The sequence below is a fragment of the Planotetraspora mira genome (assembly GCF_016863275.1).
Lineage (GTDB): Bacteria > Actinomycetota > Actinomycetes > Streptosporangiales > Streptosporangiaceae > Planotetraspora > Planotetraspora mira.
Genome location: NZ_BOOO01000002.1, coordinates 1 through 22,467 on the forward strand (window position 1 = coordinate 1; position 22,467 = coordinate 22,467).

The window sequence follows — 22,467 nt, forward strand, 5'->3', positions numbered from 1 at the left end:
CCCCCGCCGCACTGGCGGGCGGCGCCCGCCACGTGGCACCGCGGCGGGTCACCCCCCGGCTTCGGCGGCTCGCATGCGGCCGACGGGCGGCGGGTCATCCTGGATGAGCGCGGACTCCGGAGCGGGGAGCCCGTACATGTCATGCACGCGGCGGCGCACGCGTTCCAGGGGGTACTGGTCCTGGTAGACGGCGGCTTTGAAGATCACGCCTTCCAGGACGCTGCGGAACAGCACTTCCTCCAGGGCCGGGTCGTCCGCACCCCGGGCGGCGAAGATTCCGCGCAGGCCGTCCTCCAGGCCGGCGACCTGGTCTTCCTTCCTGGCCTCCGCGCGGGCGAAGAGCGGATGCGTGGAAGGGTGGATCACCAGACTGAGTGTCATCCGCTGTATGGGGAGGGTCTGGGCGACGGTGAGCAGGACACCGTCGATGATCGCCGCCAGACGCTCGTCGGGCGTGCCCGTCACATCCAGGATGGCGGTCACACTGTCGATGTAACGGTCGAGGAGATTGTCCACGAGATTCTGCTTGCCTGGGAAGTAGTAGGTGATCAGGCCACGTGAGACCCCGGCACGGGCGGTGATGTCCGAGATCGTGGCGTTGTGGTAGCCCTTCTCGGTGAAGACCTCCAGTGCGGCGGCGAGGATCCTTTCCCGCGATTGCTCGCGCATCTCTTCGTTGGCCTGTGCCGATCGTGGCGACACCCTTGTCCACCTCACTGGCTCGCGTCATGGCTCATCTGAGGCGGTGGCCGCCCCGAAGCCATTCTCGCGCGAGCCGCCCTGTCGGCGGCTCGGTGGCTTGTGATCGCGCATGTACCTTCGTTCGCCGCGCTGACGGAAAGTCAGAGGGTGTCTCGTTACGACGTTGACTGTACATACATCCAATGAAAAATGATCAACCGCGGGGTGAACATCACAGCGGGGTCCCGTACGGCACGGCGAAACGGCCGCCCTCCCCCTCTCGAGGGAAGACGGCCGTCAGGCGGCATGACCTACTGCTTGGTGGAGCCGGTGACGCGGGACTTGAGGCCGGTGACGCGCCGGAACATGTCCCACCAGAAGGGGGCTCCGAACAACACGGCCACCAGGGTGAGGAGGAACCCGGGCCAGTGACCCGGCGACGAGAGACGGTCCCACCAGCCGCCGCCGTGCCACTCCCACTGCGGGCCGGCGTCGCCGCTGCTCATGGTCACGCTCACCGGAGCGTTCGTGAAGATCTTGACGAAGGCCGGGGTGCTCAGCACATCGGTCACGCACGTGTAGGTGTCCTGGCCCGGCGCGCACTGGTCCTGGAAGGGCTTGAGGGCATCCTCACCCGACTGGCCGAAGGCCGTCACCGCGCTCCGGTAGGCGTTGTCGTTGAGCAGCGTCTTGCCGTACTCGAGGGCGTCCATGCTGAACACGAGCGTCACGATCAGCGAGAGCAGCGCGACGACCCAGCGGACGTAACGCTTGTAGAGCATGGAGAGCCGCTGCATCTCGCCGTCGAACCACTCCTCGACGCCGCGGCGGAAGGCCTCCATGTCCTCGTTCGCCTTGTCCCACACGGCCTTGAGCGGCCGGTAGAGGGGGCTCTTGAGCTGGTCGAGGTCGCGCATCAGCGGCTCGACGCCGCCGTGCTCTGTGGCGATCTCCATGAGCGCCACGGCGAAGCGCGCCGGCGGGATGTCGGCGATGCTGGTCTTGCCACGCCTGGAGTGGTCGATCTCCTGGAGCCGCTCGTGGAGCAACTCGGCCATCGACTTGCCCTCGCCGGGTGGCGCCACCTCGGAGATCGCCTCGGCGGTCGCGGCGACGTCCTCCTGCCCCGGCTCCGTCACCGACGCCCGCTCCTCGTCGTCGGCCTGGTCGGCCCCGTGCGCAGGATCCGCCGGGTCGATCTCGGCGGTGACGCCGCCGTCGCCCACACCGTCCGCCGGCACGGCCTGCGCGGGGCCGGCCGCGGGCGGGGCCGCACCCGCCGGTGCGCCCGCGGGAGCGGGATCCGGCTGGACGGCCTGACCGGCGTCCGCGGCGGGAGCGGCCTGCTCGGCGGCGACCGAGTCAGGGGCGGCGGCGAGCGGCGGACTCACGGAAGGGGCGGGCAACGGGCTGAAGGCGGGCCTCGGGTCCGCGCCGAAGGGCAGCTTGGCGAACACGCCGAGCACCGTCGCGGGCAGCCGGGAACGTCCCTCGCTCGACGGCGGCAGCAGGTCGATCAGCGGGGCCCGCAGCCTGCGCCCGAGGCCCTTCAGCATGTCGAGCAGCCGCTCCAGCATCCGGATGAAGAGCGAGGCCTTCTCCCCGGTCTCGGCACCGTCGAGCGTGTCGCGAAGGTAGGCCCATAAGAACTTGCTGCGAATTCCGAGCAGCCTGACGATGCCCTCGTTGAGTCCGCTGACCAGTAGCGACAACAACAGGAAGGCGAGAATGAGACCGATTGCCAGGTCTACGTAATACGAGATCAATGAGATCACCCGCACCGTTGATACACCGTGGCAACCGCTGGGCGCAACGCTTCAGATAATCACGATCTGGCCCATGAAGCCCTACGGCCACAGGGGTTCGCCGCACATATGACGATTCGTCCGGCGGGCGCGCGAACGCCTCGTGACAATTTCCCGAAAAATGCGTATTGAAGAAAGACTTATGTGGCGGATCGCGGCTAATCAGTCCTCGTACAGCAGGCGTTCGGCGACGGCCCTCGCCCTGCGGGTGACGCGGCGATAGTCGTCGATGAAGTCCTCGGATCCGTCCGGCGGGTATCCGAGCGCCCGGGAGATCAGGGCACGCTCCTTGACCAGCCCGGGGATGCTGTCGGCCGCCCGCCCGCGCACCAGCATGATGGCGTCGCGGACGCGCGAGGCGAAGCGCCACGCCTCGCCGAGCACGGCCTCGTCCGCCTGCTCCAGCAGGCCCTCCGCGACCGCCGCCCGCAGCGCGCCGACGGTCCGTGTCGTCCGCAGGGCCGGTACGGCTCCCGCGTGCCTGAGCTGGATGAGCTGGGCCACCCACTCGACATCGGTGAGCCCGCCCCTGCCGAGCTTGGTGTGGAGGGTCGGGTCGGCGCCCCTGGGCAGCCGCTCGGCCTCCATCCGGGCCTTGAGCTTGCGCATCTCCCTGACCGCCTCCGGGGAGATGCCCTCCGGCGAGTACCGCAGCGGGTCGATGAGATCCATGAACTCGGCTCCGAGGTCGGCGTCCCCGGCGCAGAACCTGGCCCGCATGAGGGCCTGCGCCTCCCAATGGGACGACCAGCGCTCGTAGTAGGCCCGGTAGGAGGCGATCGTGCGGACCAGCGGCCCCTGCCGTCCCTCCGGCCGGAGGCCCGCGTCGATCTGGAGCGGCGGATCGGGGGCGGGCTGGGCGAGCAGCCTGCGCATCTCCTCGGCCACCGTCTGGGCCGCGATCGTGGCGTCGCGTTCCGAGACCCCCGGTCGCGGCGCGTGGACGAACATCACGTCGGCGTCGCTGGCGTACGAGCTCTCCATCCCGCCCAGCCGGCCCATCGCGATCACCGAGAGCCGGGTGGGGAAGTCTTCCCGCCTCCCCCGGCAGATCTTGTTGATGGTCGCGTCCAGGGCGGCCTGCACGGTCACGTCGTTCAGGGACGACAGCGCCCGGCCGACCTCCTCGATGTCGATCAGCCCGAACAGGTCGGCGCACGCCGTACGCAACAGTTCCTTGCGGCGCAGCGCGCGGATGGCGGTGACGGCGGTCTCGGCCTCGGCGCCGTGGCGGTTGACCGCGGCCGCCGCCTCCCCCGCCAGCGTCGACGCGGGCCGTACGGCGAGCTCGCTCGTCTCGCCGAGCATCCCGACCGCTTCGGGGGCGTGGAGCAGCAGCCCGGTGACGTAGCGGCTGGTCCCGAGGACCCGGGCGAGCCGCTCCGCCACGGCGGTCTCGTCCCGGAGCAGCCGCAGGTACCAGGGCGTGCTCCCGAGCTTGTCGCTGACCTGACGGAAGCCGAGGAGGCCGGCGTCCGGGTCGGGGGCGTCGGCGAACCAGCCGAGCATGACCGGCAACAACGTGCGCTGGATTGCCGCTCGCCGTGAGACGCCGCTGGTCAGGCCGGCGATGTGGCGCAGCGCGCCGTCCGGATCGGCGTAGCCGAGGGCTTCGAGCCGGGCCTTCGCCGCCGTGGTCGACAGGCGGGCCTCGGATTCGGGCAGGCGGGCGACGGCCTGAAGCAGCGGCCGGTAGAACAGCTTCTCGTGCAGCCGCCGCACCTCGAGCGCGTGCCGCTTCCAGGTCGTGGTGAACTCCCCGACCGGGTCGGTGGTCATGCCGAGGCCCCGGCCGATTCTGCGGAGGTCGGCGGTGTCGGAGGGCACCACGTGTGTACGGCGCAGCCGATAGAGCTGGATCATGTGCTCGACCTGGCGGAGGAAGGTGTACGCCTCGGCCAGGGCCTTGGCGTCGTCGCGTCCGACGAATCCGCCTCTGGACAGGGCGGCCAGGGCGGAGAGCGTCGCACGGCGCCGGAGCAGGGGCTCGGAACGGCCGTGCACGAGCTGGAGCAGCTGCACGGCGAACTCGATGTCCCGCAGGCCTCCCGGCCCGAGCTTGATCTGCCGCTCCGCCTCGCTCGCCCGGACGTGGGCCTCGACACGTCGGCGCATCGCCTGGACGTCCTCGACGAAGTGGGGACGGGCTGCGGCCTGCCACACCATCTCGTTGACGGCCGCGACGTACTCCTGTCCGAGCTCCAGATCACCCGCGATCGGCCTGGCCTTCAGCAGAGCCTGGAACTCCCAGGTCTTGGCCCATCGGCGGTAGTACACGAGGTGGCTGTCGAGGGTGCGCACGAGGGGACCCAGCTTCCCCTCGGGGCGCAGACCCGCGTCCACCTCCCAGAGGGATCCCTCCGGCGTGCTGGTCGAACAGGCCTTCATCATCGCCTGAGCCAGCCGGGTGGCGGTCTGCAGCGCCTTGGTCTCGTCGACGCCCTCCCTGGGCTCCGCCACGAAGACGACGTCCACGTCGGAGATGTAGTTCAGCTCACGCGCGCCGCACTTGCCCATCCCGACCACGGCCAGCCGTACGTCGCCGGACTCCGGCGTCTCCGCCCTCGCGATGGCGAGGGCCGCGTCGAGGGCCGCACCCGCCAGGTCGGCCAGCGCGGCGGCGGTCTCCGCGAGCGTCGCGTCCCCCGCCACGTCCCGTCCGGCGATGTGCAGAAGCCTGCTCCGATAGGCCACGCGCAGCGCGTCCAGGGCCGCTCCCCTGTCACCGGGGCCGGCCCCGGAGGCCCAGGGAACCGGGCCGTCGGCGATCGGTTCCGCGGCATCCGGGTCGGCGCCGACGGCGAGCAGCAGTTCCTCCCTGAGCTCCTGGTCGGTCGGCCGTCCCTGCGCCTGGATGAACGGCAGGCAGCCGGGATGCCGGACGACATGGTCGCCGAGGGCGGCGCTCAGCCCGAACACGCCGAACAGTCTGCGGCGCAGCACAGGGTCGTCCCTGAACGCGCCGAGCACACTGGGGTCGCGCTCGACGAGACGGGACAGCGAACTCAGCGCGAGATCGGGGTCGGCCGCGGCGGCGAGGTCGTCGAGCAGGTCGAAGTCGCCGACGACCTCGGGACCGAGCGCGTCGAGCAGCCGCTCGGCGCGCGCACCGTCGGCGAAGCCGAGGGCGGCCAGGCGGCCGGCTGTGGTCTGGATCCGGGGCGCCGTGTTCACCGTTCCTTCCTCGACACCGACGTCGATCACGTCGGCCTCCCGCGGTGGGCCTTTCCCGTAACGGTACACATGGGACGAAGGCCTCCCGCCTGGATCAGCCGCACTGGCACCGCGCACACGGTAACCCGTGAGCTTGTGCGTCGTCCTTAGCGGTTTCTCAGCGTAATCAGCCCATCACGCGGATTGCACGCGCACTCGGAGCGTGTCCGCGTCGACGCACTGAGCTCATGGCGAGGAGATGGCGGCGGCGGCGCGCTCCCCCGCGGCTGAGCGCCGGAGCACCCGCGCGGCGAACGCTTCGGCGAGTGGGCGCCAGGTCGCGCGCAACTCCTCCTCGCCCTCTCCCACCTGGTCGTTCAGCTCGGCAACCTGGGACGGCGGCAGGCCGCCGCCGTTGGTCCAGGATTCGAATATGGCGGCCGTGGCCTCGGGGTGGAACTGCACTGCCCACGCGCTCGCCCCCAGCCGGTAGGCCTGGTTGGCGTACCGTCCGCCGGTCGCCAGCCGTACGGCGCCGGGGGGCAGGGCGGTCATCGCGTCGTAGTGGTACTGCACCGCGCGCAGGGGCCGGGCGGGCAGCGCGGAGAACAGGGGATCGTCCGCGGCCTCGGGAAGCGGCACCACGTCGCACAGGCCGATCTCGAGGCCGGCGCCGCCGCGCTCGACCGTGCCGCCGCAGGCGATGGTCATGAGCTGGGCGCCCAGGCAGATGCCGAGCGTCGGCACGCCGTCCGCGACCGACCGGGCGAGCAGAGCCCTCGTCGCCGGCAGCCAGCCGTACCCCTCGTCGTCCCACGCTGACGCCTCGCCGCCGAGGACCACCAGCCCGCGCTCGGCGGTCTCCGGAACGGGGTCCCCCTTGTACGGCCGGACCACCGCGCAGTCGACTCCCGCGTCCCGCAACCACCCGGCGAAGAAACCGAGGCCGGCCTCGGCCTCGTGTTCGATGACAGTGACTCGTTCCCGCATGAGGAGAGCTTAGAGACACGGCTCACGGCACGACACTCCGGGAACGGCGTACCGTAAAGTCCGAATCATGGAATTTGATGATGTAGCCGTTCCGGGGGGTCACCTGCGGATCGCCAGGTTCGGCGCGGGACCGCGCCTGATCATCGCCGCGCACGGCATCACCGCATCCCTCATGGCCTGGCGCACGGTGGCCGACGCGCTCCCCCCCGGCTGGTCCCTCATCGCTCCCGACCTGCGCGGGCGTGGTCACAGCGCGGACGTCTCCGGCCCGTACGGCCTGCCCAGGCACGCCGAGGACCTCGAACTGATCGCCCGGCACGTGGGGGCGGACGAGACGAGCGTGCTCACCGGCCACTCGATGGGGGCGTACATCGCGGCTCTGCATGGCGCGAAGCGCCGCTACGCCCGGGTCGTGCTGGTCGACGGAGGGCTGCCGCTGCCCTTTCCCCCGGGTGCGGATCCTGACGCGGTGCTGGAGGCCACCCTTGGCCCGGCGCTCGCGCGGCTCAGCCAGACCTACCCGAGTGTCGACGCCTATCTGGACTTCTTCCGCGCCCATCCCGCCTTTGTCGGCCACTGGACGCCTGACGTGGAGGAGTACGTCCGCTATGACGCCGACGGCGAAGGACTCGGCGGCGCCGTCCGATCGCGGGCGCGTGAGGAGGCGGTGCGGCAGGACGGGCGCTGGCTCCGGGTCGAGACCGAGGCGATCGGGGCTGCCCTGGAGGAGATCAAGTCGCCGCTGTCCCTCCTGCGCGCACCCCGCGGCCTGCTGAACGAGGAGGTCGGACTGCTTCCCGGCGACGTCACCGCCACGTGGCTCGCCCGGCTGCCCGAGATGCGGCATGAGCTGATCGAGGACTGCAACCACTACACGATCGTCTTCGAGCAGCGGTGCGCGGCGGTGGTGGCCGGCCACCTCACCGCCGGCTGAGCCGCACCCTCCTGCATGATCACGCACAGCGAAGGCGCAGGTCGGACGGCCTGTGCCTGAATCCGTGCATGATCACGCACAGCTAAGGCGCAGGTCGCACACCCCGTGACCGAACCCGTGCATGATCACGGTGAGCGGAGGCGCAGGTCACACCACGTGCGGCCGAACCTGTGCATGATCACGAACCAGAAGGGCGCAGGCCGGATGGCCTGCGCCCGAAGGTGTGCATGATCACGCGGGGGTTTTTCAGGCGGGGCGGGGGGTGATCCAGGTGGCCTTGGCGGCGGCGACCAAGGTGCCGTCGACCTCGTACACCGCGCTCACCCCGTGGAGCTTGCGGCCCTCGCGGCCGATCGCCCGCGCCACGACGGAGTAGCTGCCGAGGGGATACACCCGGCGGAACACCTGCCCGGTCAACCTGCCGAGCAGCGCCGAACCCACCGGCTGCACGGAACCGGCCCCGGGCTCCTCGGAGGATCCGTACTGGACCCAGCCCGTGGCGCAGTCGAGAGCCGCCCAGATGATCGAGTCGGGAACGATCCCGTGCTCGTCGGTCACCCCCACGGGGACACGCCATCCGGCCGCCACGAGATCCGTGCCCTCCACCGGGCCCGGGAAGATCCGCAGCCCGTCACCTGGCTCGCGCAGGCCGCACGCGAAGCACCCCGCGATGGGGTGCCGGTGCCGTCCGAGGAACCCGTCCTCCGCCCTCGCGGCGTCGTTGAAGGGCACGAACGGCGGCGGCGTCAGCGCCTCGGCCGAGCCGTCCCCCACCTGCCGATGCAGCGCGACCGGTATGGCCTCCGCCAGATGCTGGTCACCGAGGTTCAGCGTGACGGCGTTGCCGACATGCTCGATCGTGACGTCGGTCCCCAGGGGGACCGGTTTGTGCAGGGTGACCTCCACCGCCGAGTCATGCCCACCACCCGTGAGCGAACTCGCCAGCGTCCCCGCGATCCATCCGCCGTTGGCGGTGCCCTCGGGTCCTCGGAAGCGCTCCGGCACGGACAACACTGTCCGCAGCCCCGCAGCTGCCGTCATTTAGCCGCACTCTCCCCACGTAAGTCTCATTACGGTCCATCCGTATCACGCATAACAAACGACCACGTTTTACTCTTCCACCCGAAGACATCGAAACAGCCACGAATGTCACAGCCGTTAGCGGGCTGTGACGCCCCGATGACAGTTCGGCACCACGGGCCGGCCGCGGCGCGGAACGACAGCGCGGCGGAACGCCCGGAGAACGGCCGTGCGTGCCCTGCGATCTCCCGGCACGACCCTCGCCACGGTTAGTTGGTCAGGCTGGGGGCCACCCCGAACGCCTTGATCAGCAACTCGGCACCTTCCTTGTCGAACGTCGGATACTTGAGCAGCAGCCCCTTGTCCTCACCACTGATGGACAGCGTCACCGACGTCGTGACGGCACGCTTGACGTCCTCGATCGACAAGAGCGGCCGGGGGATGTCGCCGAGGACCTTTGCGGTGGGGCGGGAGGTCAGCCAGTGCGGCTCGAGCAGCAACAGCCGCTCGCTGGTCAACAGGACGTAGTAAGCCTTATTCACGGCATACATGCCGATCGTGCCGCCGGAGAGCACCATCGAGGCGGCGGCCAGGGCGGCGTTGCGGGCAATCGAGACCTTGCCCACCCGGGCCCTACCGGTCGCGGCCGGCGTCTCACCGAGGGTGAGCAATGGGGTGGCGACAGTGATCAGGGCATCGTGCAGCTTCTGCTTCATATGTTCTTCCGTGGCGGCCGAGTCCGCCGGATCGGCGGTGGCAGTGAAATTTCGCATCGGCATGCTACGGGCAACGATCACAGCCAACCACTGACGATTGGGATGACCGGGATGAAGTATTTGGATCGATACATAAGGGGCGCCTTGGCTGTGCGTGATCATGCAGGAGGGCGTATGCACGCCTGCTTCAACGACGGCGCGTGTGCCCTGGATGTGCCTTGATCTTCGACACCTGGGGGATCGCCCCTTCCGGCGAGCCTTCCCCGGTCACCGGGGAACGCTCGCCGACAACGCGTTTCGGCGGCTCAGAGCACCGGCAGGTAGCGGCCGAGCTCGAACTCGGTCACCTGACGGCGGTACTCCGACCACTCGGCCCGCTTGTTGCGGAGGAAGAAGTCGAAGACGTGCTCCCCCAGCGTCTCGGCGACCAGTTCGCTGTGCTCCATCACCGAGATCGCCTCGTCGAGCGACTGCGGCAGCGGCTGGATGCCCAGGGCGCGCCGCTCTCCGCTGGTCAGCGCCCAGACGTCGTCCTCGGCTCCGGGAGGCATCTCATAGCCCTCCTCGATGCCCTTCAGCCCGGCCGCCAGGATCACGGCGAACGCCAGGTAGGGGTTGCACGAGGAGTCGAGCGAGCGGAACTCGATCCGGGTCGAGCCCCCCTTGTGGGGCTTGTACATCGGCACCCGGACCAGCGCCGAGCGGTTGTTGTGTCCCCAGCAGACGTATGAGGGGGCCTCGCCGCCCGCTCCCGCGATGGCCTCCGCGCCGCCCCAGAGCCTCTTGTAGGAGTTGACCCACTGGTTGCAGACGGCCGTGACCTCGGGGGCGTGCCTCAGCAGCCCTCCGATGAAGGAGCGGCCGATCTTGGAGAGCTGGTAGTCGGCACCCGGCTCGTAGAAGGCGTTGCGGTCGCCTTCGAACAGCGACATGTGCGTGTGCATGCCGGAGCCGGGGAACTCCGTGAACGGCTTGGGCATGAACGAGGCCCACACGCCCTGCTCCAGCGCGACCTCCTTCATGACCAGACGGAAGGTCATGATGTTGTCGGCGGTCGTCAGCGCGTCGGCATAGCGGAGGTCGATCTCCTGCTGGCCGGGGGCGCCCTCGTGGTGGCTGAACTCCACCGAGATCCCCATCGACTCCAGCATCATGATCGCGTGGCGGCGGAAGTCGTGCCCGGCGCTGTGCGGTGTGTGGTCGAAGTAGCCGCCCTCGTCGATCGGCTGCGGCTTGTCGCCCTTCTCCGGCCGCTGACGGAGGAGGAAGAACTCCACCTCGGGGTGCGTGTAGAAGGTGAAGCCCATGTCCGCCGCCTTGGCCAGCGTGCGCTTGAGCACCCAGCGGGGGTCGGCGTGCGACGGCGAGCCGTCCGGCATGAGGATGTCGCAGAACATCCGCGCCGTGCCCGGCGACTCGCTCCGCCACGGCAGGACCTGGAACGTCGACGGATCGGGCTTGGCCAGCATGTCCGACTCGTAGACCCGGGAGAAGCCCTCGATCGACGAGCCGTCGAACCCGATGCCCTCGGCGAAGGCGCCCTCGAGTTCGGCCGGAGCGATCGCGACCGATTTCAGGAAGCCGAGCACATCCGAGAACCACAGCCGAATGAATCGGATATCGCGCTCTTCGAGCGTGCGGAGGACGAACTCCTGCTGGCGGTCCAAGGCATACCTCTCGAAACACAGGTCGGGTCGACTACCAGTGTGCCTCTTGTGTGTTTCACAGGCGTTACGCGGGATTGTGAGCGGGCCTTCCGTCCAAGTGCGCCGGGCACGGCAGGCCGTCCTCATTCGGGGCGGGCGGACCGGGCCCCCGAGTACGGCGAGGAGCTACGGGCCGTACGCGAGGGTGTCGCCCACGGGCGTGCGGCGGTAGAGCACCTCGCGCCCCAGCCGCTGCCGGGTCACCAGGCCGCCGTCGGACAGGACGGTCAGGTGCTGGCTCACGGCGCCGGGGGTGAGGTCGAGCCGCCGGGCGAGGGCGGTGGTGGAGGCCGGATCCTCCAGCGCCACCAGCACCCGGGCCCGGGACCGGCCGATGAGGGCGGACAACGCGTTCGGCGTGCAGGGGGCGCCGGCCGACCAGAGCGTGCCGACCCCCCGCGCCGGATAGCTCAGCATCGGCTGGTACGGCTCGTACATGATCGAGACGGCCCGCCAGTTGAACGCGCTGGGGACGAGCACCAGGCCGTCTCCGGTGATGTCTTCCGAGTAGTCGTGGTTGCGGTTGTCGGTGACCAGCCGATCACCGTGCCAGACGACCGACGGGTGGAGGTCCTCGAACAGCTCGCGCACTCCCCCTACGGCAAGCCTGCGCGACCGCCACATCACGTCGCCCTCCAGCACGCCGTGGATCGCCGGCCAGAACTCTTCGAACGCGACCTTCCAGTACTCGTGCAGCCGGTCCGCCACCCGCTGGACGCCTGCGGCGGGATCCTCCCGGAACCGGGCGGCAGCCTCCGGATCGGGGCTCTGCACCCAGGCCACCTCGTCGGCCGCCATGTCCGGAGGGGTGGCCCTGACGCGGCCGAGTTCGGCCATGAAGTCCGGCAGCGGCGTGTCCGGCGGCGGCGTGAGGAAATCGGGCATGTAGCCGGTGAGCGGCACCAGCGCGAACAGCTCCGACAGGTCCACTCGGCGCAGGCGGGGCAGGACGGCCCGCAGCCACGGCAGGTGCAGCGAGTGGCGCGCGGGGGCCCGCAGCACGCGCAGGCTCGTGACCAGCTCCCACATCGGGGAGAACGCGAACCGCAGCCGGGCCACGTCATCCGGCGCGAACCGCCACTCGATCACCACGACCGACCCCCACCCCATCGGACCTTTTAGCCAGCGCTAAAAGATTGGCATGTCCCCGGGCCGATGGCAAAGGCTTGACCTGTGACTACTGTTACCGGAAGACCCGGGTTCCTCCAGTCCGCGACGGGCGGACTGCCGCGGCCGTTCTGGGTGCTCTTCGCCGGGACGCTCGTGAACCGTCTCGGCACGATGGTGGAGCCGTTCATCGGCATCTACCTGACGCAGGCCCGCGGCATGTCGCTCGCCGCCGCCGGCCTGGTGATGACGGTGTTCGGCGTCGGGTCGCTGCTGTCGCAGCCCTTCGCGGGCTGGCTGGCCGACCACTTCGGCCGGCGGGTGACGCTGAGCGGCTCCATGATCGCCACTGCCGTCACGTTCATCGCCCTCGGGTACACCACCAGCCTCCAGGGCATCACGGCGGCGATGCTGGTGCTCGGCCTCGTCGTCGACGCCTACCGGCCCGCGTCGCAGGCCCTGGTCGCCGACCTCGTCTCCCCGGAGGACCGGCCGCGCGCGTTCGGGCTGCTGTTCTGGGCCGTCAACCTCGGCTTCTCGATCGCGATGATCGCGGGTGGCTGGCTCGCCCAGACGGGGTTCACCACGCTCTTCTGGATCGACGCCGTCACCTGCCTGATCTTCGGGGTGCTGGTGTGGCGCGCGATCCCCGAGACGCGGCCCGACCGGTCGGAGGACACGCCCGGCCGGTTCGCCGACGTGCTGCGCGACCGCGTGATGGTGACCTACGTCGTCATCTCGCTGACCTTCACGTTCGTCTACCTGCAGGCCTACACGACCCTGCCGCTCGCCATGACCGGCGTGGGCCTGCCCACCAGCGCGTACGGCATGGCGATGGCGGTCAACGGGGCGCTGATCGTCGTCGTCCAGCCGCTGACGAACCGATGGATGTCGCGGCGGGACCCCAGCGCCGTGCTGGCCTCCGGGTTCGCCGTCGTCGGGGTCGGCCTCGCGCTCACCGCGGTCGTCTCCTCCACGCTCGGCTATGCCGTGACCGTCGCGGTCTGGACGCTGGGCGAGGTCATCACCGCGGGCGTGGCCGGCTCGATCGTCGCCTCGCTCGCCCCCGCTCACCTGCGCGGCCGCTACTCGGGCCTGTACGGCCTGGCCTGGTCGGCCGGGGGCATGCTGGCGCCGCTCGCCGGAACCCGTCTGCTCGCGGTGAGTCCGACGCTCCTCTGGCTGGTCATCGGGGGGCTGGGGCTGCTCGCCGCGGTGGGTCAGCTCGCGCTCGGCCCGGCCATCCGGCGCCGGTCCCGCACCCAGGAGACCGCCCCGGCGGGGTGACCCTCGCATCGGCGGATAAATCCACTTATCGTCGCTTTGACGACAATAAACGGGACGTTCTAGGCTGGTCACCGTGGCTCAACTCCGTATCGCCCTCGCCCAGACCAACCCCGTTGTCGGCGATCTCTCCGGCAACGCGGACAAGCTCCTCGAGTGGACCCGGCGGGCCTCCGATCGGGGCGCCCATCTCGTGGTCTTCACGGAGCTGTTCGTGACCGGGTATCCGGCGGAGGACCTGACGTTGCGCTCGTCGTTCGTCGAGGCGTCGGTCGCGACGTTGTCCTCGGTGGCGGAGCGGCTCGCCGGCGAGGGCCTCGGCGAGCTTCCCGTGGTGGTGGGCTACCTCGACCGGGCCGGCGTCGCCCCCCGGGCGGGCCAGCCCAAGGGCGCGCCGCTCGACGCCGCGGCCGTGCTGTACCAGGGCAGGGTCGTCATCAAGTCCGCCAAGCACCACCTGCCCAACTACGGCGTCTTCGACGAGTACCGCTACTTCGTGCGCGGCGACCGCATGCCCGTCATCCGGCTGCACGGAGTCGACGTCGCCATCGCCATCTGCGAGGACCTCTGGCAGGAGGGCGGCCCGGTGTCGGTCGTGGCCGAGACGGGCGCGGGGCTGCTCGTGGTCCCCAACGGCTCGCCGTACGAGATGGACAAGGACGACGTGCGGCTGGAACTGTGCGCGCGCCGCGCCCGCGAGGCCGGTTGCGCCCTCGCCTACGTCAACATGGTCGGCGGGCAGGACGAGCTGGTCTTCGACGGCGACTCCCTCATCGTGGACGCCTCGGGCGAGCTCGTCGCCCGCGCCGCGCAGTTCACCGAGGAACTCCTGGTGACCGACCTCGAGCTCCCCGCCGCCACCGCCGAGCTCGGCGAGCTGCGGGTCGACGCCCACGACGGCACGATCATCACCGTGGACCGCCTGCTGCTGTCGGACACGCCCGTCGAGCCGTACGAGCCGGAGCCGCCGATGATCGCGGAGCGGCTGGACGACCTGGCCGAGGTCTACAACGCACTCGTCCTCGGCGTGCGCGACTACGTCACGAAGAACGGGTTCCGGTCGGTCATCCTCGGCCTGTCCGGCGGCATCGACTCCGCGCTGACGGCGACGATCGCCGCCGACGCCATCGGCGCCTCGCGCGTGCACGTGGTGCTGATGCCCTCGCGCTACTCCTCGGACCACTCGATCACCGACGCCGAGGAACTGGTGCGCCGCCAGGGACTGAACGCGCAGGTCGTGCCCATCGCCGACGTCGTCACCGCCTTCGAGAAGGAGGTCGAGCTCCATGGCCTCGCGGCGGAGAACCTGCAGGCGCGCGTGCGCGGCATGTTGCTGATGAGCCTGTCGAACGAGCACGGCCATCTGGTGCTGACGACCGGCAACAAGAGCGAACTGGCCACCGGCTACTCCACGCTCTACGGCGACTCCGCCGGCGGGTACGCGCCGATCAAGGACCTGCTCAAGACGATGGTGTGGAGGCTGTCGGAGTGGCGCAACGCCCAGCCGGGGCCGCCGCCGATCCCGGAGAACTCCATCACCAAGGAACCCAGCGCCGAGCTGCGCCCGGACCAGCGGGACACCGACTCGCTTCCGGAGTACGACGTGCTCGACCGGCTGCTGAGCGACTACGTGGAGAAGGACATGGGCCGGGACGAGCTGATCGCCGCCGGACACGACCCCGAACTGGTCACGCGGATCATCCGGCTGGTCGACCTGGCCGAGTACAAGCGCAGGCAGTATCCGCCGGGCCCGAAGATCACGCCCAAGAACTTCGGGCGCGACCGCCGTCTCCCGATCACCAACCGCTGGCGCGAGACCCTGGGCTGAACCCGGGCCAGAAGCCTCCGGCCCGGCGTACGCCGCGGGCCCGGCCGCGTGGAGCGGACCGGGCCCGGAGAGTCGTGTCAGGCGTCGAGCCTCACATCAGGTGGCGCTCACATCAGCCGGGCCTCAGCCAGGGCGGAAGCCGCGGAGGGCCTCGTCGACGATCCGCTCGGCGAGGTCCGCCGGCAGGTCGTCGTCCGACGACCACTTCGTCCGCCACATCATCGTGCCGGACAGGATGGCCATCGCCATCTCGACGTCGAGATCGGCGCGCAGTTCGCCGTTCGCCATGCCCCGCTCCAGGACGGCGCGCACGGCGGCCTGGCGTGGCTTGATGGCGATCTCGTGGAACCTCTCGGCCACACGGGGGTGCCGGTCCGACTGGCTCATCGCGATGTTCATGATGCAGCGGGTGCGTACGTGGATGGACTCCGACCGGACCACCTGCAGATAGGCGACCAGGTCGTCGCGCACGGACGCGCCCTTGAGCGGAGGGATCGGCGGCTTGAGCGACGCCAGCGCGTCGACCACCAGATCCTCCTTGTTGGTCCAGCGCCGGTAGATCGTCGTCTTGCCGACGCCCGCCCTGGCGGCGATCGCCTCGATGGAGAGCTCGGACACGCCGCTGCCCTCACCGAGGATGTCGAGGGCGGCCTCGATGATCGCCTTCTCCGCCTTCTCGCTGCGGGGGCGGCCTGCCGGACGGGCCGCCCCTTCCATCTGCTGCATCGTCATCGCCCGCTCACACTACTGCCGCTTCCTTCTTCTCCGGCTCGCCCGCCGTAACCGGAGCGGCCTCAGCGGAGCGGCCTGGCATCCACAGTCCTACAACGATCACCCCCACGAGCGCCACCACTGCCGACCCGAGAGCCGCCCAGTGCATGCCGGTGACGAAGGCGGCGTCGGCCGCCTTCATGAGGCCCGCGCCCTGCGCGCCCAGGTGCTCGGCCACACCGGCCGCGCCGGAGATCGACTCGCTGACCGGGCCGCGGAGCTGCTCGGGCAGGGCCGAGACCTTGTCCTCCATGTCGCCGCGGTAGCTGGCCGACAGGGCCGCGCCGAGGACGGCGATGCCCAGCGTGCCGCCGACCTGCCGCACGACGTTGCTCATCGAGGAGCCGACGCCGGCCTTCTCCCTGGGGAGGGAGTTCATGATCGCGGTGGTCGCCGGAGGAAGGATGTTCGCCATCGCGGCGCCCTGGACGAAGCCGAGGATGAGGATGAGCCAGACCGGGGTGTCCACGTCGACCAGCGCGTAGCAGGCGAGCGCGGCGGCGATGACGAGCATCGCCGTGGTCCCGACCGCCTTGGAGCCGTACTTCTGCACCATCTTCGCGCTCTGCGGGGCGAAGATCAGCTGCGCGGCCGCGAACGGCAGCACCAGCGCGCCGGACTGCAGCGGGGTGTATCCCCGGACGATCTGCCAGTAGAAGGCGAGGAAGAACATCACGCCCATGGCGGCGAAGAAGACCAGGCCGACACTGGCGATCGCGGTGGAGAAGCCCGCGTTCCGGAAGTTCCGCACGTCGAAGGCGGGGTGGGTGATCTTCTTCTCGTACCAGACGAAGCCGGCGAGGATCGCGACGCCCACCAGGGTCGGCACGATGACCGAGACGTCGGCGACGGTGCCGAGGTCGCTGATCCTGACGATGCCGTAGACGAGGGCGATGAGGCCCACGATCGACAGCAGGACGCCGACGGGGTCGAGGCCGCTCCTGTTCGGGTCCTTGGAGTCCGGGACGAGCATGGTGTTGAGCACCAGGGCGATCAACACGATCGGGACGTTGACCAGGAAGACCGAGCCCCACCAGAAGTGCGCGAGGAGGATGCCGCCGGTGATCGGGCCGATCGCGACGGCGATGCCGACGCCGCCCGCCCAGATGCCGATCGCCTTGCCGCGCTCATGGATGGGGAAGACGTTCGAGATGATCGCCAAGGTCGCCGGCATGATCGCGGCGCCGCCGAGACCCATCAGCGCCCTCGCGGCGATCAGCTGCGTCGGGTCCTGCGAGTACGCGCTGGCGAGCGACGCCAGGCCGAACAGCACCATGCCGATCAGCAACATCTTCTTGCGGCCGAACCGGTCACCGAGCACCCCGAAGGTGAACAGCAGCCCGGCGAAGACCAGGGTGTAGGAGTTCATCGCCCATTCCAGCTGGCTCTGGGTCGCGCCCAGGCCCTGGACCGGGTCGGCGATCGTCTTGATCGCCACGTTGAGAATGGTGTTGTCCAGAACCACGGCCAGAAGGCTGAAGACCATCACGCCGAGGATCTGCCAGCGGCGTGGATGGCCCGCGTGTGCGTCCACTGATCCCCCAATTAGGTTTCGATACGCTAGTGTTTCGCAACGGCAGCGTAGCGTTGTTTATTTCGATACGCAACGGTCGCGTTTCATAATATGACCCCAGAAGGGCCGGCCCTCTCGGGATCCCCTGATCAGGCGGGCATCGGCTCCGTGGCGGTGTGGCCGGAATCACGCCAGAACGGCAGAGCGGCCAGGACCAGCACGACTCCCACCACGCCGGAGGCGGCGAAGGCCCAGCCCGGGCCGTAGGAGTCGACGATGGCTCCCGCGATCGGCCCCGCGCAGGCGACGCCGATGGTCAGCGCGGTGCTGTGGAGGCCCATCGCCTCGCCTCGGGCCGCGGCGGGCACGCGCTGGTTGACCGCGTCGACGCTGGCGGACAGGGCCGGCGCGCACAGGAACCCGGCCGGGACCAGCGCGAGGCACAACCACCACCAACCGCCGCCCACGAGCCCGAGGGGCGCGGTCAGCGCGCACAGGCCGCCGATCAGCCCCAGTGGCGAGAACCCCCGTGAGAGCCCGCCGTAGACGAAGCCGCCGACCAGGGAGTAGGCGCACCACAGGGCGATCACGAGCCCGGTCCACGACGTGGCGTCGCTTTCCTGCATCGTCGCGACCAGCGACAACTCGGTCGAGGTGAGGACGAAGGTCAGCGCGGACACCATGACCAGCAGCGTGATCAGGCCGGGTCCGACCCACTGCCGGTAGGGGACCGACTCCCTCGTCTCCCGGTCCGCTTCCTCGGGCGACCGCGTCGGCGGATCGAGCAGGAACAGCGCGACCCCGGAGCCGACCAGCCCGACGCCCACCGCGTACATCGTGGCGGTGCTGGAGAAGGCCGTCACCGCGGCCGCCGCGACGGCGGGGCCCACCATGAAGGACAACTCCACGGCCATCGAGTCCAGGGCGAAACCGGTCCTGTGGTCCTCCGCCGGGACCATCGCCGCCACGCACTGCCGGATCGCCCCGAAGACCGGCTGGCTGAACACCCCCGCGATCGCCGCTCCCGCGAGCAGCGCGTGATAGGGCAACGAGGGGGCGACGCACCAAAAGCACAACTGGATGACGGTGGTGACGGCGATGACCGGCCGCAGCCCCCGCCTGTCGACGATCCGCCCCGCGAGCGGGGAGCCGAGCGCGGCCCCGACCATGCTGGCCGCGCCAACGAGTCCCGCCTCGAGGAAACCGAGCTTCAGGCTGTTGACCACGTGCAGCGTCAGCGTGATTCCCGTGCCGGTCAACGGGATCCTGGCCACCAGGCCCACCAGCATCAACGCGCGCACGCCCGGCAGTGCGAGCACCCGCCGGTAAGGTTCAATGGCCATCTTGGTTACTTACCTCCGGATGGCATTGTGCACTGCGCCTCCGACATTTCCGACACCGGATCCCTGACCGGACACCCGGGCGGCCACCGGACTCGCAGGCGGCCCCCCACCCGTCCCGGACCGAACCGGAACGGCCGGGATTACAGGGCACTGCCGGGGGTGTTCCAGGCAATGGCGACATGCGATGATCTGACTGTCCGGGGACGCCATAGGGGCGCCACGAGGCCTTGGAGGTAGCCATGTCCTCTGTTTCCGCTGTACCCAACCCATCCACGTCCGGCTCGGCCGCCATGCTCTACGGCGGCGCGTCCGGCAGAAGAGTCACCGTCCGCGACATCGCGGCCGCCAAGGAGCGGCACGAGAAGTGGCCGATGGTCACCGCGTACGACGCGATGACCGCCCGGGTCTTCGACGAGGCGGGCATCCCGGTGATGCTCGTCGGCGACTCGGCCGCCATGGTCGTGTACGGCTACGACTCGACGTTGCCCGTCACGGTCGACGACCTGCTCCCGCTCACCGCCGCCGTGGTCCGCGGGTCGTCGCGGGCGATGGTGGTCGCCGATCTCCCGTTCGGCTCCTATCAGGCCTCGCCGCAGCAGGCCCTGGAGACGGCCGCCCGCTTCATGAAGGAGGCGGGGGCGCACGCCGTGAAGCTCGAGGGCGGCCACCGGGTGCTCCCCCAGGTGGAGATGCTCGTGTCGGCCGGGATCCCGGTCATGGCCCACCTCGGCCTGACGCCGCAGTCGGTCAACGTGCTCGGCGGCTACCGCGTCCAGGGCCGCGGCCAGTCGGGCGACGAACTGATGGCCGACGCCAAGGCGCTGGAGCACGCGGGAGCGTTCTCTGTGGTGCTGGAGTGCGTGCCGAGCGAGCTGGCCCAGCGGGTCACCGCCTCACTGAGCGTTCCGACGATCGGCATCGGGGCCGGCCCCGACACCGACGCGCAGGTCCTCGTCTGGCAGGACCTCATGGGCCTCACGCCCCACCCGGCCAAGTTCGTCAAGAAGTACTTCGACCTGGCCGGTGAGATGGACCGCGCGGTGCGCAGCTTCGCCGACGAGGTGGCCGCAGGAGTCTTCCCCGCGCCCGAGCACAGCTACCGCTGAACCACATCCGTGCCGCGGTCGCACGTCTGACCCGCGGCACGGGCCGCTCCCCCGCCCCCGGGCATCCCGCCCGGGGCGCGGTCAGCCGGCCAGCGTCGCCGGATCGGTGTTGGCTCCGCACACGATGACCGCGACCCTCTCGTCCGCCGCCGGCACGTACACACCGGACCTCAGCGCGGCGAGCGCCGCTGCTCCGGCGTGTTCTGCGGCGACCCGGAACTCCCGCCACAGCGCGTGGCGCGCCTCGACGATGGCGTCGTCGGACACCAGCACGCTGGAGACCCGCCCGGCCACGGTGTCGAAGGCCACCTGCCCGATCCGGCTCGCCCCGAGGGCGTCGGCGCCCACACCGCTCACGCCCACGCGGACCGGCTCACCCGCCTCCAGTGCGGCGTGCAGCGTGGGGATGCGCTCGGGCTCGACCGCCACGACCCCGGCCCGGCCGTCCAGCGCCGCCACGACTCCCGCGACCAGGCCTCCCCCGCCGACCGCCACGAGGACGGTGTCGACGTCGGCCTGCTCGAGCAGTTCCACGGCGACGGTGCCCTGCCCGGCCACCACCTCAGGCTGGTCGTACGCGTGGATCTCCAGCGCGCCGGTCTCGGCCGCACGCTCCCGCGACGCCTCGTACGCCTCGGAGTAGATCTCCCCCACCTGGGTGACGTGGGCGCCCAGCAGGCGCAGACCCTCCACCTTCACCGGGGCGCACACCTCCGGCACGAAGATGTCCGCCCGCACACCGAGCGCGCGGGCGGCGTACGCCACGGCCAGGCCGTGGTTGCCTCCGCTCGCCGCGATGACGCCGGCGGCGGGAAGGGGACCGGCCTCCCTGGCCGTGAGGATGCGGTTGAAGCCGCCACGCGCCTTGAAGGAGCCCGAGTGCTGCAGCGCCTCGAGCTTCAGGACGAGGCGGGGCTGCGCCGGGAGGAGGGGCGTCCTGCGGATGTACGGAGCGATCCGCACGGCGGCCTTCTCGACGTCCTCTCGCGCGACGACCATCGGTGTCTCCTCACCTCTCACGATCCCCCGGCGGAGTGCGGGCACCGCGGTGCGCTCCCCGGTAGGCCTGTCAGTGAAGCATCAGGCCGACGGGCACCGCCACCCGGCCCCGGCCGGGTGGCGGTGCCCGACGTCCCCTCAGGTCACTGCGGCAGGCCGTCGAGAGCCTGCTCGAAGTCGGCCCACAGGTCCTCGTGGTGCTCGATGCCGACCGCCACCCGGACGGTGCCCTCGCCGATGCCGGCCGCGGCCAGCCCCGCCGCGTCGAGGCCCCGGTGCGAGGTGGTGGCCGGGTGCAGGATCAGCGTCTCCACGCCCCCGAGCGACGGCGCGAGCAGCGCCAGCTTCACGGCCTTCATGAAGGTCTCTCCGGCGGGGCGGCCCCCCTTCAGGTCGAAGGAGAAGACGCCGCCGAACTCGGGCATCAGCTTGGCCGCGACGTCGTAGGAGGGGTGCGACGGCAGCCCCGGCCAGTGCACGGCGGCTACGGCGGGGTGCTCGGCGAGCCTGGTCGCGAGCAGCCGGGTGTTGGAGCAGTGGCGCTCCATCCGCAGCGGCAGCGTCTGGATGCCGCGCAGCGTCAGCCACGCGGCGAACGGGTCGGCGGTCGCGCCCAGTTCGATCGCGTACGTCCAGATCCTGCGGTGCAGTTCGTCGGTGGCGGAGACGGCGATCCCGCCCAGCACGTCGGTGTGGCCGGACAGGTACTTGGTGGTGGAGTGCACGACGACGTCCGCGCCGAGCTCGATCGGGCGGCACAACACGGGCGAGGCGAAGGTGTTGTCCACGACGGTGACCAGCCCGGCCTCGCGCGCGGCCGCGCTCATCCCCGGAAGGTCGGCGACCTGCGTCATCGGGTTGGCGATCGTCTCCAGATAGAGCAGCTTCGTCTCGGGCCGCACCGCCGCGCGCACCGCGGCGGGGTCGGCTTCGGGCACATAGGTGACCGCGATGCCGTACCTCTCCTCCAGGTCCTTGAACACGGTGGCGGTGCCGCCGTACAGAGCCGTCTGGGCGATCACGTGGTCACCCGACCGGAGCAGCCCCAGCAGCACCGTGTTGATGGCGCCCATCCCGGAGCCGGTCGCCACCGCGCCCACACCGCCCTCGAGCCCGGCGACGGCCTCCTCGAGCGAGCGGACGGTCGGGTTCGACAGCCGCCCGTACACGAAGGCACCGTCGGGGCGGCCCATCCCATCGGCGAAGACGGCAGGGTCGTCGAAGACGAACCCGGAGGTCTGGTAGATCGGCACAGCGATCGGCCTGCTGCCGTTCAGTTCCGGCTGGGGAAGGTGGACCACTCGCGTTTCCGGGTGAAGTGAGCTCATAGCGACCAGAATGACCCAGGAGGGAGGAAATTGTCAGATCCAACCCGGTGGGATCGGCCACGTGGAGACGCCCGCCGGCATGGCCGGGCCGCGCGCCCCTCAGCCCTCCCGAGGGCGCCCGGACCGCGGGCCGCGGGCTGATCACGGCTCTGGATCAAGGATTACGCCCGCAGCACAGCGGGG

At 70.3% G+C, this 22,467-nt stretch carries 17 protein-coding genes; 4 read left to right on the forward strand and 13 right to left on the reverse strand.

Annotation, left to right across the window (positions count from 1 at the left end):
* Window positions 1–48: 48 nt before the first annotated feature.
* The 4 genes from Pmi06nite_RS01760 to Pmi06nite_RS01775 form a co-directional block, all read right to left on the reverse strand.
* A complete protein-coding gene (locus Pmi06nite_RS01760; protein ID WP_203951028.1) occupies window positions 49–702 on the reverse strand; it encodes a TetR/AcrR family transcriptional regulator in 654 nt (217 codons plus the stop codon).
* 290 nt (window positions 703–992) lie between these two features.
* A complete protein-coding gene (locus Pmi06nite_RS01765; RefSeq protein WP_203951308.1) occupies window positions 993–2,456 on the reverse strand; it encodes a hypothetical protein in 1,464 nt (487 codons plus the stop codon).
* Between the two features lie 192 nt (window positions 2,457–2,648).
* Window positions 2,649–5,690: a bifunctional [glutamine synthetase] adenylyltransferase/[glutamine synthetase]-adenylyl-L-tyrosine phosphorylase gene (locus Pmi06nite_RS01770; RefSeq protein WP_373317237.1), complete on the reverse strand. Its 3,042-nt coding sequence runs from the start codon at window positions 5,688–5,690 to the stop codon at window positions 2,649–2,651.
* 195 nt (window positions 5,691–5,885) lie between these two features.
* Complete coding sequence (locus Pmi06nite_RS01775; protein WP_203951029.1) at window positions 5,886–6,629, reverse strand: type 1 glutamine amidotransferase; 744 nt, start codon at window positions 6,627–6,629, stop codon at window positions 5,886–5,888.
* Between the two features lie 67 nt (window positions 6,630–6,696).
* Between Pmi06nite_RS01775 and Pmi06nite_RS01780 the strand changes: the two genes are divergently transcribed.
* Window positions 6,697–7,563 (forward strand): alpha/beta hydrolase, encoded by an 867-nt coding sequence (locus Pmi06nite_RS01780; protein WP_203951030.1) that lies wholly within the window; start codon window positions 6,697–6,699, stop codon window positions 7,561–7,563.
* Window positions 7,564–7,809: 246 nt separating this feature from the next.
* On the opposite strand, the gene Pmi06nite_RS01785 is transcribed toward Pmi06nite_RS01780, so the two are convergent.
* From Pmi06nite_RS01785 to Pmi06nite_RS01800, 4 genes are all read right to left on the reverse strand, one after another.
* Window positions 7,810–8,604 carry a hypothetical protein gene (locus Pmi06nite_RS01785; protein WP_203951031.1) on the reverse strand — a complete coding sequence of 265 codons (795 nt, stop codon included), beginning with the start codon at window positions 8,602–8,604 and terminating at the stop codon, window positions 7,810–7,812.
* A 248-nt stretch (window positions 8,605–8,852) separates the two neighbouring features.
* Window positions 8,853–9,461: a hypothetical protein gene (locus Pmi06nite_RS01790; protein WP_203951032.1), complete on the reverse strand. Its 609-nt coding sequence runs from the start codon at window positions 9,459–9,461 to the stop codon at window positions 8,853–8,855.
* Between the two features lie 143 nt (window positions 9,462–9,604).
* Window positions 9,605–10,966 carry a gamma-glutamylpolyamine synthetase GlnA2 gene (gene glnA2, locus Pmi06nite_RS01795; RefSeq protein WP_203951033.1) on the reverse strand — a complete coding sequence of 454 codons (1,362 nt, stop codon included), beginning with the start codon at window positions 10,964–10,966 and terminating at the stop codon, window positions 9,605–9,607.
* A gap of 165 nt (window positions 10,967–11,131) precedes the next feature.
* Window positions 11,132–12,115 (reverse strand): ArsR/SmtB family transcription factor, encoded by a 984-nt coding sequence (locus Pmi06nite_RS01800; RefSeq protein WP_203951034.1) that lies wholly within the window; start codon window positions 12,113–12,115, stop codon window positions 11,132–11,134.
* A 63-nt stretch (window positions 12,116–12,178) separates the two neighbouring features.
* On the opposite strand from Pmi06nite_RS01800, the gene Pmi06nite_RS01805 reads away from it, so the two are divergent.
* A complete protein-coding gene (locus Pmi06nite_RS01805) occupies window positions 12,179–13,399 on the forward strand; it encodes an MDR family MFS transporter (protein WP_203951035.1) in 1,221 nt (406 codons plus the stop codon).
* Window positions 13,400–13,472: 73 nt separating this feature from the next.
* The gene (locus Pmi06nite_RS01810; protein ID WP_203951036.1) at window positions 13,473–15,224 is read left to right on the forward strand and encodes an NAD+ synthase; all 1,752 of its coding nucleotides are present in this window, start codon (window positions 13,473–13,475) and stop codon (window positions 15,222–15,224) included.
* Window positions 15,225–15,347: 123 nt separating this feature from the next.
* Here the strand turns inward: Pmi06nite_RS01810 and Pmi06nite_RS01815 are convergent, their stop codons facing one another.
* From Pmi06nite_RS01815 to Pmi06nite_RS01825, 3 genes are all read right to left on the reverse strand, one after another.
* Entirely contained in the window at window positions 15,348–15,956 is a 609-nt protein-coding gene (locus Pmi06nite_RS01815; protein WP_203951037.1) for a TetR/AcrR family transcriptional regulator, read from the reverse strand.
* A gap of 7 nt (window positions 15,957–15,963) precedes the next feature.
* Complete coding sequence (locus Pmi06nite_RS01820) at window positions 15,964–17,529, reverse strand: MFS transporter (protein ID WP_203951038.1); 1,566 nt, start codon at window positions 17,527–17,529, stop codon at window positions 15,964–15,966.
* Between the two features lie 128 nt (window positions 17,530–17,657).
* Window positions 17,658–18,851 carry an MFS transporter gene (locus tag Pmi06nite_RS01825; RefSeq protein WP_203951039.1) on the reverse strand — a complete coding sequence of 398 codons (1,194 nt, stop codon included), beginning with the start codon at window positions 18,849–18,851 and terminating at the stop codon, window positions 17,658–17,660.
* 239 nt (window positions 18,852–19,090) lie between these two features.
* On the opposite strand from Pmi06nite_RS01825, the gene panB reads away from it, so the two are divergent.
* Window positions 19,091–19,957: a 3-methyl-2-oxobutanoate hydroxymethyltransferase gene (gene panB / locus Pmi06nite_RS01830; protein ID WP_239113483.1), complete on the forward strand. Its 867-nt coding sequence runs from the start codon at window positions 19,091–19,093 to the stop codon at window positions 19,955–19,957.
* Window positions 19,958–20,038: 81 nt separating this feature from the next.
* Here panB and Pmi06nite_RS01835 read toward each other — a convergent pair whose 3' ends face one another.
* Together Pmi06nite_RS01835 and Pmi06nite_RS01840 are read right to left on the reverse strand one after the other, a co-directional pair.
* The gene (locus tag Pmi06nite_RS01835) at window positions 20,039–20,956 is read right to left on the reverse strand and encodes a threonine/serine dehydratase (protein ID WP_203951040.1); all 918 of its coding nucleotides are present in this window, start codon (window positions 20,954–20,956) and stop codon (window positions 20,039–20,041) included.
* A gap of 143 nt (window positions 20,957–21,099) precedes the next feature.
* Window positions 21,100–22,284, reverse strand: a complete 1,185-nt coding sequence (locus tag Pmi06nite_RS01840) for a trans-sulfuration enzyme family protein (RefSeq protein WP_203951041.1) — start codon at window positions 22,282–22,284, stop codon at window positions 21,100–21,102.
* Window positions 22,285–22,467: the final 183 nt, after the last annotated feature.

What these genes read in the sequence shown, in the direction of transcription:
- Pmi06nite_RS01775 (WP_203951029.1), bottom strand. Translation starts at nt 6,629, where the DNA reads ATGCGGGAACGAGTCACTGTCATCGAACACGAGGCCGAGGCCGGCCTC.
- Pmi06nite_RS01780 (WP_203951030.1), top strand. Translation starts at nt 6,697, where the DNA reads ATGGAATTTGATGATGTAGCCGTTCCGGGGGGTCACCTGCGGATCGCC.
- Pmi06nite_RS01785 (WP_203951031.1), bottom strand. Translation starts at nt 8,604, where the DNA reads ATGACGGCAGCTGCGGGGCTGCGGACAGTGTTGTCCGTGCCGGAGCGC.
- Pmi06nite_RS01790 (WP_203951032.1), bottom strand. Translation starts at nt 9,461, where the DNA reads ATGATCACGCACAGCCAAGGCGCCCCTTATGTATCGATCCAAATACTT.
- Pmi06nite_RS01800 (WP_203951034.1), bottom strand. Translation starts at nt 12,115, where the DNA reads ATGGGGTGGGGGTCGGTCGTGGTGATCGAGTGGCGGTTCGCGCCGGAT.
- Pmi06nite_RS01815 (WP_203951037.1), bottom strand. Translation starts at nt 15,956, where the DNA reads ATGACGATGCAGCAGATGGAAGGGGCGGCCCGTCCGGCAGGCCGCCCC.
- Pmi06nite_RS01825 (WP_203951039.1), bottom strand. Translation starts at nt 18,851, where the DNA reads ATGGCCATTGAACCTTACCGGCGGGTGCTCGCACTGCCGGGCGTGCGC.
- panB (WP_239113483.1), top strand. Translation starts at nt 19,091, where the DNA reads ATGTCCTCTGTTTCCGCTGTACCCAACCCATCCACGTCCGGCTCGGCC.
- Pmi06nite_RS01835 (WP_203951040.1), bottom strand. Translation starts at nt 20,956, where the DNA reads ATGGTCGTCGCGCGAGAGGACGTCGAGAAGGCCGCCGTGCGGATCGCT.
- Pmi06nite_RS01840 (WP_203951041.1), bottom strand. Translation starts at nt 22,284, where the DNA reads ATGAGCTCACTTCACCCGGAAACGCGAGTGGTCCACCTTCCCCAGCCG.